17 protein-coding genes are annotated in these 13,350 nt (G+C 30.9%); 12 read left to right on the forward strand and 5 right to left on the reverse strand.

The features are described 5' to 3' along the window. Positions 1 to 2: 2 nt before the first annotated feature. The 3 genes from SJY43_RS16115 to typA all read right to left on the reverse strand — a co-directional run bounded on the left by SJY43_RS16115 (position 3) and on the right by typA (position 3,531). A complete protein-coding gene (locus SJY43_RS16115; RefSeq protein WP_396601753.1) occupies positions 3 to 1,319 on the reverse strand; it encodes an O-antigen translocase in 1,317 nt (438 codons plus the stop codon). A 177-nt stretch (positions 1,320 to 1,496) separates the two neighbouring features. After that, positions 1,497 to 1,730: a uroporphyrinogen decarboxylase gene (locus tag SJY43_RS16120; RefSeq protein ID WP_396601754.1), complete on the reverse strand. Its 234-nt coding sequence runs from the start codon at positions 1,728 to 1,730 to the stop codon at positions 1,497 to 1,499. A 1-nt stretch (position 1,731) separates the two neighbouring features. Further along, a complete protein-coding gene (typA, locus tag SJY43_RS16125; protein ID WP_396601755.1) occupies positions 1,732 to 3,531 on the reverse strand; it encodes a translational GTPase TypA in 1,800 nt (599 codons plus the stop codon). A 144-nt stretch (positions 3,532 to 3,675) separates the two neighbouring features. Here typA and SJY43_RS16130 point away from each other — a divergent pair, with 144 nt between their 5' ends. From SJY43_RS16130 to SJY43_RS16145, 4 genes are all read left to right on the forward strand, one after another. After that, positions 3,676 to 4,035, forward strand: a complete 360-nt coding sequence (locus SJY43_RS16130; RefSeq protein ID WP_396601756.1) for a hypothetical protein — start codon at positions 3,676 to 3,678, stop codon at positions 4,033 to 4,035. Positions 4,036 to 4,339: 304 nt separating this feature from the next. Next, entirely contained in the window at positions 4,340 to 5,347 is a 1,008-nt protein-coding gene (locus SJY43_RS16135; RefSeq protein ID WP_396601757.1) for an IS110 family transposase, read from the forward strand. Between the two features lie 126 nt (positions 5,348 to 5,473). After that, positions 5,474 to 6,292, forward strand: a complete 819-nt coding sequence (kdsA, locus tag SJY43_RS16140; protein ID WP_396601758.1) for a 3-deoxy-8-phosphooctulonate synthase — start codon at positions 5,474 to 5,476, stop codon at positions 6,290 to 6,292. A gap of 11 nt (positions 6,293 to 6,303) precedes the next feature. Further along, positions 6,304 to 7,164, forward strand: coding sequence for a hypothetical protein (locus tag SJY43_RS16145; RefSeq protein ID WP_396601759.1), 861 nt, complete (start codon positions 6,304 to 6,306; stop codon positions 7,162 to 7,164). On the opposite strand, the gene SJY43_RS16150 is transcribed toward SJY43_RS16145, so the two are convergent. After that, positions 7,154 to 7,534, reverse strand: a complete 381-nt coding sequence (locus SJY43_RS16150; protein ID WP_396601760.1) for a DUF1801 domain-containing protein — start codon at positions 7,532 to 7,534, stop codon at positions 7,154 to 7,156. The genes SJY43_RS16145 and SJY43_RS16150 overlap by 11 nt on opposite strands. An 88-nt stretch (positions 7,535 to 7,622) precedes the next feature. On the opposite strand from SJY43_RS16150, the gene SJY43_RS16155 reads away from it, so the two are divergent. From SJY43_RS16155 to SJY43_RS16190, 8 genes are all read left to right on the forward strand, one after another. Then, positions 7,623 to 8,231: a hypothetical protein gene (locus tag SJY43_RS16155; protein ID WP_396601761.1), complete on the forward strand. Its 609-nt coding sequence runs from the start codon at positions 7,623 to 7,625 to the stop codon at positions 8,229 to 8,231. A 32-nt stretch (positions 8,232 to 8,263) separates the two neighbouring features. Further along, positions 8,264 to 8,557 carry a winged helix-turn-helix domain-containing protein gene (locus SJY43_RS16160; RefSeq protein ID WP_396601762.1) on the forward strand — a complete coding sequence of 98 codons (294 nt, stop codon included), beginning with the start codon at positions 8,264 to 8,266 and terminating at the stop codon, positions 8,555 to 8,557. A 44-nt stretch (positions 8,558 to 8,601) separates the two neighbouring features. Beyond that, positions 8,602 to 9,102, forward strand: a complete 501-nt coding sequence (locus SJY43_RS16165) for a Coq4 family protein (protein ID WP_396601763.1) — start codon at positions 8,602 to 8,604, stop codon at positions 9,100 to 9,102. A 2-nt stretch (positions 9,103 to 9,104) separates the two neighbouring features. Beyond that, the gene (locus tag SJY43_RS16170; RefSeq protein WP_396601764.1) at positions 9,105 to 10,484 is read left to right on the forward strand and encodes a DUF4173 domain-containing protein; all 1,380 of its coding nucleotides are present in this window, start codon (positions 9,105 to 9,107) and stop codon (positions 10,482 to 10,484) included. Continuing rightward, on the forward strand, positions 10,484 to 10,864 hold the full coding sequence (locus tag SJY43_RS16175) for a hypothetical protein (RefSeq protein ID WP_396601765.1): 381 nt from the start codon (positions 10,484 to 10,486) through the stop codon (positions 10,862 to 10,864). Before SJY43_RS16170 ends, SJY43_RS16175 begins: the two co-directional genes overlap by 1 nt. A gap of 1 nt (position 10,865) precedes the next feature. Then, positions 10,866 to 11,495: a vancomycin high temperature exclusion protein gene (locus tag SJY43_RS16180; RefSeq protein ID WP_396601766.1), complete on the forward strand. Its 630-nt coding sequence runs from the start codon at positions 10,866 to 10,868 to the stop codon at positions 11,493 to 11,495. Continuing rightward, the gene (locus tag SJY43_RS16185; RefSeq protein WP_396601767.1) at positions 11,492 to 11,869 is read left to right on the forward strand and encodes a DUF2809 domain-containing protein; all 378 of its coding nucleotides are present in this window, start codon (positions 11,492 to 11,494) and stop codon (positions 11,867 to 11,869) included. The genes SJY43_RS16180 and SJY43_RS16185 overlap by 4 nt, the downstream gene beginning before the upstream one ends. Before the next feature lie 83 nt (positions 11,870 to 11,952). Beyond that, entirely contained in the window at positions 11,953 to 12,522 is a 570-nt protein-coding gene (locus SJY43_RS16190) for a DUF1361 domain-containing protein (RefSeq protein WP_396601768.1), read from the forward strand. Position 12,523: 1 nt separating this feature from the next. Here the strand turns inward: SJY43_RS16190 and SJY43_RS16195 are convergent, their stop codons facing one another. Then, positions 12,524 to 13,303: an SDR family NAD(P)-dependent oxidoreductase gene (locus SJY43_RS16195; RefSeq protein ID WP_396603426.1), complete on the reverse strand. Its 780-nt coding sequence runs from the start codon at positions 13,301 to 13,303 to the stop codon at positions 12,524 to 12,526. Positions 13,304 to 13,350: the final 47 nt, after the last annotated feature.

The raw sequence follows: 13,350 nt of genomic DNA on the forward strand, positions 1-13,350 counted from the left end.
AATTAATTGTCTTTAAATAACTTTTCACCTGTATCTAAACCAAAAAGAGAACTTCCGAAAATAAGCAATATAATACCATAATACATTATATAACTAACAAAATGTGCAACTACCGCACCTTTTACACTATCATATAAATCGATAAAATAAACACTTGTAGTATACAATATAACAACAAGAAAAGCTTCGGTTAAGATATAATGCCAAAACATTTTTTTTGCTAAAAACTGATAAGCTATTATGATAGATAAAACTTTCACAAAATCCCCTAACAGTTGCCATAAAAACAAGTCTTCAACGGGTTCAAATTCTTCAGAAAAAATAGCTAAAACAATAACATGTCTTAATAAATAAATTAATAATAAACCAATAAATAAAATTGGTATTATGGTTTTATAAAAACTTAACACTTCTCTTCTAAATGCCTTTACACCTTTAATTTCAGAAAATCTTGGTAGCAAATACAATACAATTAAAGAGCTAATAAACATTAAATAATAGCTTGATATTCTTGTCATAGCCTCCCAAAAACCAGCATCTTTATATCCTATATTATCTATTATATAAGACCTAATAGCAATAGCAACAAACGGCAACAAAACAGCTGTAAAGAGTGCCATTAAAGAGTATGGACTCATTTTTTTAAATATATCATAGCTTACATTACTAATCTTTATTTGGCTTACTAAACTCTTTCTGTTAACTATACCAACTAGAGTGATTAAGAATATTAAAGATTCAGCTATTACTACTGATATTAAAGCCCCGTCAATCTTATTTTGATAAATTAAAAGCAGTGCAATAGATACACTAAGGATCTGACCAATAATATTTATAATGATAAGAATTTTATACTTTGAAAACCCATTCATTATAGAAAATGAAAATACATTTAAAGCATAAAAAGGAAGTACTATCGCAAAAATCCTGATAACATAAGCATAGTCATTGTAAGTCGGAAATATAATATCGTTGATCCACTCTGCATTAAAATAGCAAAAAAAGGAAACAATAATGGTCGAAATAAAACCAGCATAATAAACCGTAGAAAGTGTTTTACTAAGCTGTAAAGTATTGTCTTTAAATTCTGCGATATATTTTACAACACCTTTATAAAAACCAAATGTTGCAATAGTTTGAAAAGCACTAACAAAGTTTCGTAAGTTACCAATTAAAGCCAAACCTTCAGCGCCAATAAATATAGCAATAGCCTTAGAGGTAAATATCCCGGCTATTATTCTGGTTAATACTGAGGCAGTTTGCAATGAGGCTACTTTTACTAAAACCTTACTGTTTATATATTGTATTAATTTTTTCAATTAATATATATTTTCCATTCATGTAGTGCTTAAATGTCGCGTATATCTTATAAACGCTGTAAAGCAATTATTATTTTCCTACAATTCAATGTAGCAATCAAATATACAAAATCATTTTGCGTTTATGAGTTTTCTGTTCTAAAACCCATGATTCCAAACATATAAAGGCAAGTTATTCTAACTTTTATTCTTAATTAAATAATAAATATTAATACACAATATAGCTAGATTCGTAATAATTATAGGTTTAGATATCGGCTCAAGTAAAACCCCATAAAACACAAATAGTAAACACCCAAAGGAGTTTACTATTCGTAATTTATTTACAGATTTCGTTAAGAATGAGATTAAAACGGTTGCCATTGCGGCATAACCAACCCACTCTACCCATGAAACTCCTAAGAATTCCATGTTATATAGTTTTGTTTCGTTTACGATCTACTTCTGTTAAATAGATTTTTCGTAAACGCAAGAAGTTTGGTGTAACCTCAACATACTCATCTTTCTGAATATACTCTAAAGCTTCTTCTAAAGAGAATTTAATTGCTGGTACAATTTTAGCTTTATCATCGGCTCCAGAAGAACGCACATTACTCAACTTTTTAGTTTTTGTAACGTTAACCGTCATATCATCTCCACGAGAGTTTTCTCCAATAACTTGACCTTCGTAAATATCTTCACCCGGATCAACAAAAAACTTACCTCTATCTTGTAATTTATCAATAGAATAAGGAATCGCCTGCCCCTTCTCCATAGATACTAAAGATCCATTTTGACGTTCTGGAATACCACCTTTTAACGGTTGATATTCTTTAAAACGGTGGGCCATAATAGCCTCACCAGCAGTAGCTGTTAATAATTGATTACGTAACCCAATAATACCTCTAGATGGCACTATAAACTCACAAACCATTCTATCTCCTTTTGCTTCCATACTAAGCATTTCACCTTTACGCATGGTTACCATTTCTATAGCTTTACCCGAAACTGTTTCAGGTAAATCAATAGTCATTTCTTCAACAGGCTCACATTTAACACCATCAATAACTTTAATAATTACTTGTGGTTGTCCAATTTGTAATTCATAACCTTCACGACGCATGGTTTCAATTAAAACCGATAAGTGTAATACACCACGTCCAAAAACCATAAATTTATCTGCACTATCAGTTTCTTCAACTTTAAGCGCTAAGTTTTTCTCTAATTCTTTTGTTAATCTATCTTTAATATGACGAGATGTTACAAACTTTCCATCTTTACCAAAGAAAGGCGAGTCATTAATTGTAAATAACATGCTCATTGTTGGCTCATCAATAGCAATAGTTTTTAAACCTTCAGGGTTTTCCCAATCTGCAACCGTATCACCAATCTCAAAACCTTCAAGACCAACAATAGCACAAATATCTCCAGTTTGAACTTCTTCTACTTTTAATCTACCTAAACCTTCAAAAACATGAAGTTCTTTTATTTTAGATTTAACTATACTTCCATCTCTTTTAACTAAAGATATGTTCTGTCCAACTTTTAATTCTCCACGTGTTAAACGACCAATCGCAATACGACCAGTAAACGATGAAAAATCTAAAGATGTAATTAACATCTGCGTTGTTCCTTCTTCAATCTTTGGCTCAGGAATATGCTCAATAACCATATCTAATAATGGCTCAATATTTTCAGTTTCATTTTGCCAATCGTCACTCATCCAATTGTTCTTAGCAGAACCATAAACAGTTGGGAAGTCTAATTGCCATTCTTCAGCACCAAGCTCAAACATTAAGTCAAAAACTTTTTCATGTACAATATCAGGCGTACAGTTTTCTTTATCAACTTTATTTACAACCACACAAGGTTTTAAACCTAAGTCAATCGCTTTTTGTAATACAAAACGCGTTTGTGGCATTGGGCCTTCAAAAGCATCAACTAATAATAAAACACCATCTGCCATGTTTAATACACGCTCTACCTCTCCACCAAAATCGGCGTGACCAGGAGTGTCAATAATATTAATTTTAGTGTCTTTGTAGATTACAGATACGTTTTTAGACGTAATTGTAATACCTCTTTCTCGTTCTAAATCGTTATTATCAAGAATTAAATCACCAGTATTTTCGTTTTCACGAAATAATTGACAGTGATACATAATCTTATCAACCAAGGTAGTTTTACCATGATCTACGTGTGCAATAATTGCAATGTTTTTAATATTAGCCATAATAGTGCCTCATTTTAAGCGCGTGCAAAGGTACGTGTTATTTAGTTAAAAATATGTTATAATTAAAAGCTATTATAATTTTTAACGCTTCCTTTCGTTATTTTTATATAAAATTCCTATCAAGTAGGACCTAAATTTCAAAACATGTCCCTAGTCTCTCGTTACACAAAATTAACACCATACCTTTATTTTATTGCTATTACGGCCTATTGGTTCACTATAGTTAATCAAACCGAAGGTTTAACCGCTTACCCAATTTTATTATTTGGAATTCCATTTTTATGGCAAATAATTAAACCTAACAAAAGCCTTAACTTAACATTAGGCATCTCTTTTGTTTGCTTTTCATCCTATCTTATTTTGGCTTTCCTATCAGATAGCTTACACCTCATATCATTATCATACCCAATTAAGCAATTAATGGTTTACGGTGGTTTATTTGTATTTGCTAGCTTTATAATGGCATTATGGATAATAAAAAATAGCCTAAGCAAAAGTTTATAAAATATAATTTGGGCGTTACCACAAGGGTCGGGCTTTACGTTACAAGTCCTCGCTCGTACCTCGCTGTGGGCTTTCCTCTGCAATCCCTAACCTTTAGTTTGCATAAAGAATAATACACTAAATTTATTCAAAGGAAAACAGAGGTGAACTACATCCCTAACTAAGTTAGTCTTATGCTGCGTATTAGTCCTCTGTTTTCTCCTTAGAATTTAAGTTGAAAAGCTTCAAATAGAATAGTAGACGTCAGAGGTCTAATAAAGGTTATAAAGCGATTCAACATTTTTTAAAAACTTAATATAAAATTATGAAAAATTATTCATTTCATGTTGGCATTGACATCTCAAAATTAAAATTAGATGTGGTTATAGTAGATAAAACAAATCCCATGTCATTGGAACATTTCGTTGTTACGAACAACACCAAAGGTTTAAAGCGAATGCTTACAGTTTTAAAAAAAAGAAAAATAGATTTAGAAAGTACCCTGTTCTGTTTTGAAAACACAGGTGTTTACACATTTCCTTTAAGCTGTTTTTGTTTTGAAAATGAGTTTGATTATTGGATTGTTCCAGCGGTAGAGATTAAGCGATCTAAAGGCATATCAAGAGGTAAAAGTGATAAGTCTGATGCTAAGGATATCGCTTTTTATAGCATTCGCAATATAGATAAGCTACAACTATCAAGTGTACCAGAGAAATCAATCCAGCAGTTAAAATTACTTTTTACTGAGCGCGAGAAAATCAAGAAATCCCTTTTACTATTTGGTTCAACTAGAGAAAATAAAGGGTATACGTCGTTAGATGTTTATAAAACAGTAGAGATTCAGAACAAGAAAACAATTAAATTTCTTAAAGCGAGCTTAAAAGTTATAGATGCTAAGATGCGTGAACTTGTAAAGCAAGAGCCTAAATTAAAACGTCAATTTGAGCTTATAAAAAGTATTAAAGGTGTTGGCGAGAAAACGGCTATTTATTTTATAATAGCAACTAAAGGGTTTAAGGTCTTTGACTCGGCTAGAAAACTAGCCTGTTATGCAGGAGTTGCACCTTTTGAGTACAGCTCAGGCTCAAGTATTAGAGGAGGTACTAAAGTTAATCATATGGCAGACAAAACAATGAAGTCTTTACTTCAAATGTGCGCCTTATCAGCCGTAAAGCATGATGCACAATTAAAAGCTTATTACTTAAGAAAACAAGATGAGGGGAAAAATAAAATGTTGGTTCTAAATAATGTGAGATGTAAAATTATAGGTCGAATTTTTGCTGTAATTAATAGAGATTCTCCTTTTGTAGACACTTATAAATTTGTCGCATGATTTTTAACGAAAACTATTTGTTTTCTATCATAGAATACGCAGGTATATTTGCAAAAGTAATTCTATTGCGTAAAGTCTTAGTTTAACAACTCTTTTCGTAACTTTGCAGCTTAAATTTTTAAGCAAATGAACCTTACTGAAGTTCCTAAAATAAAACACACCAATTCTAACAACTTTTTTCTATTATGCGGCCCATGTGCTATCGAAGGCGAAGATATGGCATTACGCATTGCCGAAAAAGTAATTAACATTACCAATAAGCTAGAAATCCCTTATATATTTAAAGGCAGTTTCAAAAAAGCAAACCGCAGTAGAATTGATAGTTTTACAGGAATAGGCGACGAAAAAGCATTAAAAATTCTAAGAAAAGTATCTGAAACTTTCGATGTTCCAACGGTAACCGATATTCATGAAGTTTCAGACGCCATTAAAGCCGCCGAATATGTCGATGTACTGCAAATACCAGCATTTTTAGTGCGCCAAACAGACTTAGTAGTCGCTGCTGCAAAAACAGGTAAAGTAGTCAACTTAAAAAAAGGACAATTCATGAGTCCAGAAGCCATGAAGCATGCCGTACAAAAAGTTAAAGATGCAGGAAGCGACAAAGCGTGGATAACAGACAGAGGTTCCATGTTTGGCTACCAAGACATGATAGTAGACTTTAGAGGTATTCCAACCATGCGTGAATTTGCACCAACAGTATTAGATGTTACACACTCATTACAACAGCCAAACCAAACTGCAGGGGTTACAGGAGGACGCCCAGACATGATAGAAACTATAGCTAGAGCTGGTATTGTAAATAATGTAGATGGTTTATTTATCGAAACACATTTCGATCCTGCAAATGCAAAAAGCGATGGCGCCAATATGCTACATTTAGATAATTTAGAAAAACTACTAACAAACCTAGTAGCTATTAGAAAAACGGTAAATACTCTTTAATACTCCCCAAAATGACATTCCAAATCTTAAAACCTTATTTGGGTTTAATCTTATTTTTATTTTCTCTTAACCTAATTGCTCAAGATGCTGAATCTGTAAAATACACCGCCAATAACAAAGGCAAATTCTTTGTGAGTTGGGGAGGCAATAGAGAATCTTTCTCAAGATCAGATATCCATTTTAAAGGTGAAGATTACGATTTTACAATAAAAGATGCCGAAGCCGTTGATAAACCAAAAGGGTGGCACATCGATTATATAAACCCAAAGCGCATTACCATACCACAGACTAATGCCAAATTTGGTTATTTTATTTCAGACAAATACACGGTTTCATTAGGCTTAGACCATATGAAATATGTAATGAGCAGAAATAAAACAAAAACAGTTGATGGTTATATTGATTTACCGGTTACCGAAACAGGTTCACAATTTAATGGTACCTACAATAACGACGCAACCTTTATATCATCAGATTTTTTAAAATTCGAGCACACCAATGGTTTAAACTATATCTATGCCGAATTTGCTAGATATGACGACATTTCCAAAATATTCAATTTACCAAATACTGATAAATTTCAAATAAACGTTACCGAAGGTTTAGCTGGAGGTATTTTATACCCAAAAACAAATACAACACTTTTACAAAAAGAACGATACGACGAGTTTCATTTAGCAGGTTATGGCGTTTCTATGCATGCTGGACTTAACTTCACCTTTTTTAAGCATTTCTTTATGCAACTCGATTTAAAAGGCGGTTATATAAACATGCCCGATATACGAACTACAAGTAATACTACCGAAAGTGCATCGCAACATTTCTTTTATTTACAGCGTGTTATTGCTTTTGGAGGTATATTTAGGATATAAACCAAGCTCTTTTACTTTCATTCAATAATTTTGAAGCTACTTTTAATAAGGCTATAAAATTGTCTTGGTTTAAATTTTCAAGTGTTTTTAATTGAATAGATCGCACTTGTTTGCGCTTGTTATCATTTTTTAAAATTGAAAAGTCTTTTTCTAGCAAAATACCCTGAACAAAACAAACATCGACATAATCTTTCCCTTTCAAAATATTTAAATAAACCATAGGCTTCTTACCAATATTATAAAACGGAATCTTATAACTATACTTCTCCTCTACTTCTGGTAAAGCATGTAAAATAATAGCTCTAACATATAGCATTATAGACTGATACGGTTCTTTCTGATTTAAAAAATACTCATCTACAGGTTTCACACTTACATGGCTTTTTTCAAACTTAATAAAAATTTATTTAGATAAATTGAAAAATAATTAGTTACTTTGTAATTCAAAGTACTTTTATATGGAATCAAAAGATTATTTAAAAGATATTAGCGAGATTAAAAACATGATGAATAAATCATCACGATTTATCTCTTTAAGCGGTTTATCAGGAATACTAGCTGGTATTTACGCTTTAATTGGAGCAGCCTTAGTCTACTGGTTAGTTACAACCTATAGTAATGGGGTTTTGCTATTAGATGGGAAAATTTTTAAACTTTGTTTGCTTACTTTATTTACTGTTGGAGCGTTAAGCGTTATCACCGGTATTGTTTTAACTACCCAAAAAGCAAAGAAAAATAACGCAAAAATTTGGGATGCAACTTCAAGACGACTTGTATTTAACTTTTTAATTCCACTAATTGTAGGCGGTGCATATATATTAATAATATTAAGCCATGGTAAATACGGACAGTCTGGAGGATTAATGCTAATTTTTTATGGCTTAGCATTAGTAAATGCTTCAAAATTTAGCATCGGAGATATTAGGTACTTAGGCTATATTCAGATTATTTTGGGGTTAATAGGCGCCCTTAATCCAGGTTACGGCTTCTGGCTTTGGGTTATAGGCTTTGGGTTTATGCATATTATTTATGGTACTTGGATGCATTTTAAATATGACAGGAAGTAAAATTAAGCTTCAATAACTTTTAATTTATTATAGTGAGTATAATAACCAACATAAATAAAGCATTCGATCATCGTATTAGATTAGGTATCATGTCTATTTTAATGGTGAATGAGTATGCCGATTTTAAAATGCTGAAAGAACTTTTAGAAGCTACCGATGGTAATTTAGCAAGTCATACAAAAGCTCTAGAAAAAGTTGAATACATAAAAGTAGAAAAGCAATTTATTGGTAGAAAACCAAACACCCGCTACTCTACAACCGATTTAGGTCGCGCTGAATTCAAAAAACATATTAGTGCCCTTGAAAAATTAATAAATAAAAAATAGATATTTTTTTATCTATTTACTTTGAAAAACAAAGTACTTTTAAAATGAATAAAAGAAAACAATTAATAGAATTCTTATTTGACAAATCTCAAAAGATTTATACAAATATGTTTAAACATCATGAGCCTTGGGGTATTAGCAAAAAAGAATTACTTGATTACCCACAAGACTCTATTGGCAAGTATCTTGGTGTGTTTTTAGATAAAAACAACTTCGAACTTATATCTAAAGTCGAGCGTCATGATGCTTACCACACCATTACAGGTTATGGCACCAAAGTAGAAGACGAAATTGCTTTACAATGTTTATGCTTTGGTAATGGCAAAAGAAGTCTTTACCTGTATGGCGCGATTATATTAGGTATTATCATTTTACCCGATTATTACAAGTATTACTACAAATCTTATGTCATTGGGAAAAACGCAAATCCTTTTCATCATTACGATTATAAGAAGCTTTTAAAAATTTCAATTCACAAATTTAGAGCAGCCATATTTTCAAAAACCCAAGCAAAATCAATGAACCTTTTATATAAAACTATTTAAAAATGAAACACATACCATTAGTAATCGGAGCCCTTTTATTCAGCACACTTTTTCATCAACAAGGTATAGGCTTGAATCTTTCAATTTTTAGTTTACTAGCGTTAATTCTACTTATTGTATTCAACAAATCAGTATTCAAACAAAAAAGCACTATCGCATATGGTATACTCTATCTAGTAACTGCTATTTCAGTTTTTATTTATAATAACAGCTTGTCAGTTATTGCGAATACCGTGGCATTTTTCACTTTAGTTGGTCAAGTATCAGAACAAAACTCATCTATTTATATTAATTGGATTAATGGTTTATACTCGATAGTTGCTGGTTTTTTTCATAGACATTTTAATGCAGATGAGAAGAAAGAAAAAGAAATTTCAAAAAAAGAAATTGACTATTTACACCTCTTTAAAATTATTGGAATTCCACTAATACTTGTTATTGTTTTTATTAGCCTTTATAAAAATGGAAATCCCGTATTTAATGATTTAATTAATAGTATTGATTTTAGTTTTATAAACTTTCAATGGGTATTAGTTGCTATTTGTGGTTATTACCTTTTAAGCAATATTACAAACCCCGTAATAGTTGACCCTGCAACTACTATTGATGCACAAACAGGAAACACATTAAACAAAAAAACAGACCTGAAAGTTGATGATTTAAAAAAAGAAAATCAATTTGGATTTATTCTTATAACAGCTTTAAACGCACTAATCTTATTTTTCTTAATTACTGATATAAGTTACTTATTAACATCAACAGATTTTAGAGCATCTTCATTTTCAAACCAAGTACATAGTGGTATTTATGCTTTAATAGCATCAATTATTATTGCTATAATTATTATACTTTACTTTTTTCGAGGCGATTTAAACTTTTATAAAGACAATAGAAACTTAAAACTTGTTGCATATACTTGGATTGCTTTAAATACCATCTTAGTAATAAACATAATCATTAAAGATTCTCAATACATCTATTACTTCGGACTTACTTATAAACGCATTGGTGTTTTAATATATTTATTACTTACCATTATTGGTTTAATTACGACTTCTATAAAGCTTAAAAATATTAAAAATTTCTGGTATTTATTCAGAATAAATACATTAACGGCATTTACAATTTTAGTGGTGTCTTGCACTATAAATTGGGACAGTTACATTACCATTTACAACCTTAATTATTCAAAATCCATGGATTTTAAGTACTTGATTAACCTATCGGACAATAACACCTTCATCCTTAAAAATTATTTAGATGAGAACAATTTGGATCATTCTGAAACAGCAGCAATTAAAAAGAAATTTAAAAACTATTTACAGGAACTTAATAAAAACTCTTGGCAAGAAATTCATTTTGACAACTTAAAAATCAAGTAATGACTCTTAATATTCCAACAACAATTGTAAAAGCATCGGGGTTATCGGCAATTATATTTTGGTTAATAATTTCAAGCAAACATTTTGAACCAGAAATGTTATTGTTGGTTTTACTATCCATGATTCCAATAAGTATTTGTTGTGCGTTGACAATTTGCCTAACCATAGCCCCATTTTATTGGTCGAAAAAAGAAGGCACAAATTTAAAAAATGTTCGTGGTAGATATTTTCCATATTACGCCATTACGCTATTCAGTTTATGCACTTTTGCAATTATTGGATCAGAATTCGATGTATATGTTATGGCGTTTATAACATCTGCTTTCTTTACCGCATTAAAATCTTGGAGTTGGATAATTGAACCTGTAAAAACCAAATAATATGAAATATATAAGAAAACTATCAAAGCTATTTATTATTGCAATTATTATTATTCTATTTATAGACTTTTTAATAACACACAAAGCTAAAAACCATGTTTTTGATGATGTTAACACCATTAAAACGAATAAAGTTGGGCTTGTGTTGGGAGCAGGAAAATTTACATCTCATGGAAATGTAAATTTATACTACAAATATCGATTGGAAGCTGCTTATAAACTCTATAAAGCTGGCAAAATTGAATTTATTTTAATAAGTGGAGATAATAGCAAAAAGGATTATGATGAACCCACAGATTTTAAAAACGATTTAATACAAAAAGGTGTTCCAGAAAACAAAATAGTCTTAGACTATGCAGGTTTTAGAACCTTAGATTCTGTAGTTCGTGCTAAAGAAATTTTCGGACTTACAGAACTCACTATTATATCTCAAAAATTTCATAATGAACGGGCTTTATTTTTAGCAAAGCATTATAAAATTGAAGCTGTTGCTTTTAATGCAAAAAACGTTTCAAGACGCTACAGTATTAAAACAACATTAAGAGAATATCTTGCTAGAACTAAAGCATCTGTCGATCTTCTTTTTAATGTGAAACCAAAGTTTTTAGGTGAAAAAATTGAAATATCATGAGGCTGAACAAAATATACTTAGCATTAACCCTAATCCTATTTACTCTAGAAGCACTAATAGCCATCTACCTTAAAACTGGTTTTATAAGGCATACCGTTGGCGATTTTTTATGCGTTATTCTGCTTTACTGCTTCTTTAAAAGTTTTATTGTTGGGCATCACTTCAAAATTGCCATTGCAGTTTTAGCTATAGCTTTTATTGTAGAGTTTTTACAACTTACCAATTACCTCGAACTATTTAATTTGGAGAATAACCAATTAGCTAACCTCATTTTAGGAAGTTCGTTTAGTGTGTCAGATTTAATTGCTTATACTCTTGGCATTATTACCGTTTTAATTTTTGAATATAAAATTTACAAACTATGGATTACATAAAACAACTCTTTTTGTCCCGATTCAAAACATTCGCTTTAGTTAGCGTTTCCATACTATTTAGCATTTTTTTATTAATGATTAGAATGAAGTTAACATACTCTTTTTTCTATTTATTTCTAGTATGGAATTTGTTTTTGGCAGCCATTCCTTTTGCCATAACCACCTATTTAGTAAGTCTACCCAAACTTAATAAATTTGCTTTGGTATTTTGGTTTTGTGGGTGGCTGCTTTTTTTACCAAACGCACCTTATATAATTACAGATTTATTACATTTAAAAATAAGCACAGCACATTTGTTATGGTTAGACATTTTGGTTATCGTTTCCTTTGCTTTTACAGGCTTAATGCTTTTCTATTTATCTATAGCCGACATGAAAAAGTTACTTAGCCATTTTATTGCTAAAAAGTATGTAAACGCATTAATAACTTCAACCTTATTTCTATCTGGGTTTGGCGTGTATTTAGGTCGGTTTTTAAGATATAATTCTTGGGAATTATTAAGTAATCCAAAATACTTGCTTATAGACATTTTTAGTATAGCCATTAAACCCTTTGCTAATAAAGAAGCATGGTTGTTTACTATACTTTTTGGTACCTTTTTAACTTTAGGGTTTTGGATGTTTAATCAATTTTCGAAACAGCAAAATCTATAATTTAATGATCTCTGTTCTTAGCTTGAATTTTTCTAACAATAGAAGTTGCAGTATTTCTAGGCATAAAACGAGGTAAAGCGGCTAAAAACTTATTAAACCCACCAGGAATGGCATACGTTTTACCTTTTAGCATAGCTTTATAACCATAAAGTGCGACTTCTTTTGGGCAAGCCATATTGAATTTAATTTTATTACTACACGTGTTTTCTGATACTGTTTCTTGAAACAAAGTTTTTGTTGGCCCTGGACATAAAGCGGTTACCGTTACACCAGTTCCTTTTAGCTCGTTGGCTATGGCTTCGGAAAATGACAACATGTAACCTTTAGAAGCATAATAAATAGACATTAAAGGCCCTGGTTGAAAGGCTGCTAATGACGACATATTTAATATTTTACCCGAACCACGCTTAACCATACCATCTAAAACTAATTTTGTTAAATGGGTTGTTGTAATGATGTGTAGATTTAACATCGCAGATTCCCGCTCCCAATTGGTTTCGGCGAAGGTACCAAACAAACCAAAACCGGCATTATTTATTAAAATGTCTATTGGTACATTATTAATAGCATCTATAATATCTTGTGCAACATTTGGAAGGCTTAAATCTTTAACTAGTGTTACAACCTGTGCATTAAAATTAGTTTCTAACTCCAATTTACATTTAGTTAAATTCTCGGCATTTACATCTACCAATATTAATTTATAAGCATCTTTAGCTAATAAAAGTGATAACTCATAACCTAATCCAGATGCCGCTCCTGTAACTAATGCTGTTTTAATCTTGAAAAAATTTTATATTCTTAAATGCACTACAAAAATATTAGTTT

The organism is Algibacter sp. R77976 (assembly GCF_044594645.1).
Taxonomy (GTDB): Bacteria; Bacteroidota; Bacteroidia; order Flavobacteriales; family Flavobacteriaceae; genus Algibacter_B.